Genomic DNA, 1,941 nt, shown 5'->3' on the forward strand with positions numbered 1-1,941 from the left:
ATGTTGCGCTTGTGCGCCGGCAGGGCGACGATGCTTTTGCCGCCAACGGCGAGGTCGCCGGAGGTGAGGTCGGTGAAGCCCGCGACGACGTTGAGCGTCGTGGTCTTGCCCGAGCCGCTGGGGCCGAGCAGCGTCATGAACTCGCCCGGCTCGATATGCAGGCTGACATCGTCGAGTGCGGTGAAATTGCCGTAGCGCTTGGTTGCGCACTTGATGTCGATGGCCGCGCCGCGTTTCCTCGCAGTCATCTCAACTCCTCGTCGATTTCGAGCTGATGATCAGCCCGGCGCTGATGATCAGCGTCGTGGCAATGAAGATGATGGTTCCGACGGCCGTCACCGTCGGATCGGCGTCGCGGGTGATGCTGGTGAAGATCTGCACCGGCAAGGTCTTCAGGTAGGGACTGGTGATGAACAGCGCGACGATGATCTCATCGAAGGAGGTGACGAAGGCAAACAAAAGCCCGGACAGGATGCCGGGCGCGATCAGCGGCAAGGTCACGGTGCGGAATGTGGTGAAGCGGTTGGCGCCGAGACTTGCCGCCGCCGTCTCCAGCCGCGCGTCGAAGACTTCGAGGCTTGCCGACACGGCGATGATGACGAAGGGGATCGCCAGCATCGTATGTGCGATGACGAAGCCGGTGGTGGTGCCGACGAGCTGGTAGTCGAGATAGACGGCGTAGATGCCGATGGCCAGCACCACGCCGGGCACGATCATCGGCGTGATCAGGATGGCGCGCAGCAGGCCGGCGCCGGAATGTTTCATGCGGCTGAGGCCGAGCGACGCCAGCGTGCCGATCAGCGTGGCGGCGACGGCGACGAGGCCCGCGACCCTCAGCGAATTGAAGAAGCTCGACAGCCAATCGGGGTTGGTGAAGAAATTCTCGTACCATTGCCAGGAGAAGCCGGACGGCGGGAAAGCGAGCGACTTCTTCTCGTTGAATGACATCGGGATGATGACCAGCGTCGGCATCACCAGCCAGACGGCGACCAGCAGGCAGAACAGACCGAGCAGAAGGCGGGATGGTGCCAGTCTCATGATCTGGACGCCTGCTTGTGGCGCTGGCGCATCAGCGGGGCGGCGAGCGCTAGAAGCACGAAGGTCGCGACCAGCAGCACGACGCCCATGGCGCCGCCGCGGCCCCAGTTGAGCAGGCTGAGCACCTGGCTCTGCACCAGCGTCGACAGCATGGTGCTGCGCGGGCCGCCGAGCAGGGCAGGCGTGATGTAGAAGCCGAGCGACAGGATGAAGACGATGATGGCGCCGGCGAAAACGCCGGGCAGCGACAGCGGCAGATAGATTTGCAGGAAGGCGCGTGCCGGGCGCGCACCAAGGCTGCGCGCCGCCTGCACGAGGCGCAGATCGATGCCGCGCATGACCGAATAGAGCGGCAGGATCATGAACGGCAGCAGCACCTGCGCCATGCCGATGACGACGCCGGTCTGCGTGCGGATCAGCTTCACGCCGTCAAAGCCGAGCAGCCTGATGACCGAATTGATGATGCCGGAATCCTGCAGCAGGATGACCCAGGCCAGGGTGCGCACCACGCCGCTGACCCAGAACGGCACCAAAACGCACAGGATGAGGACCAGCCGCAGGCGCGGTCCGACCGCCGTCATGAGATAGGCATAGGGGTAGGCGGCGATGACGCAAACGATGGTGACCCAGGCTGCGATGGAAAAGGTGCGCCACAGGACGGTGACATTCACCGGGGTGGAAAAGAACCAGGCATAGTTCTGCAAGCCCCAAGATGGGTCCGAGAAGCTGCGCAGCGTGACGGTCAGCAAGGGATAGCCCATCGCGGCGATGAGCAAAGCCAAGGCGGGCATCGCCAGCAGCGAAGGATAGGCAGCAAGGCGCGGGCGCCGCTGCGGCGCCCGCACGGCACCTGGCGGCCGAGGATGATCACCCCCGGCCGTCGGCGTATGCGATGTCTGGCTC

General features: G+C 64.6%; 3 protein-coding genes. All 3 read right to left on the bottom strand.

The genetic code is table 11. The features are described from left to right. Positions 1-248, bottom strand: a 248-nt coding sequence (locus tag EN994_RS29225; protein WP_127308042.1) for an ATP-binding cassette domain-containing protein, incomplete at its 3' end; no start/stop codon positions are given. A gap of 1 nt (position 249) precedes the next feature. Beyond that, positions 250-1,038 (bottom strand): ABC transporter permease, encoded by a 789-nt coding sequence (locus tag EN994_RS29230; protein ID WP_027160917.1) that lies wholly within the window; start codon positions 1,036-1,038, stop codon positions 250-252. Then, positions 1,035-1,829 (bottom strand): ABC transporter permease, encoded by a 795-nt coding sequence (locus EN994_RS29235; protein ID WP_245466115.1) that lies wholly within the window; start codon positions 1,827-1,829, stop codon positions 1,035-1,037. The genes EN994_RS29230 and EN994_RS29235 overlap by 4 nt, the downstream gene beginning before the upstream one ends. Positions 1,830-1,941 lie beyond the last annotated feature (112 nt).

This window comes from Mesorhizobium sp. M7A.F.Ca.CA.002.09.1.1, assembly GCF_003998555.1.
In the GTDB taxonomy this organism is placed as follows: Bacteria; Pseudomonadota; Alphaproteobacteria; order Rhizobiales; family Rhizobiaceae; genus Mesorhizobium; species Mesorhizobium ciceri.

What these genes read in the sequence shown, in the direction of transcription:
- EN994_RS29230 (WP_027160917.1), bottom strand. Translation starts at nt 1,038, where the DNA reads ATGAGACTGGCACCATCCCGCCTTCTGCTCGGTCTGTTCTGCCTGCTG.
- EN994_RS29235 (WP_245466115.1), bottom strand. Translation starts at nt 1,829, where the DNA reads ATGCCCGCCTTGGCTTTGCTCATCGCCGCGATGGGCTATCCCTTGCTG.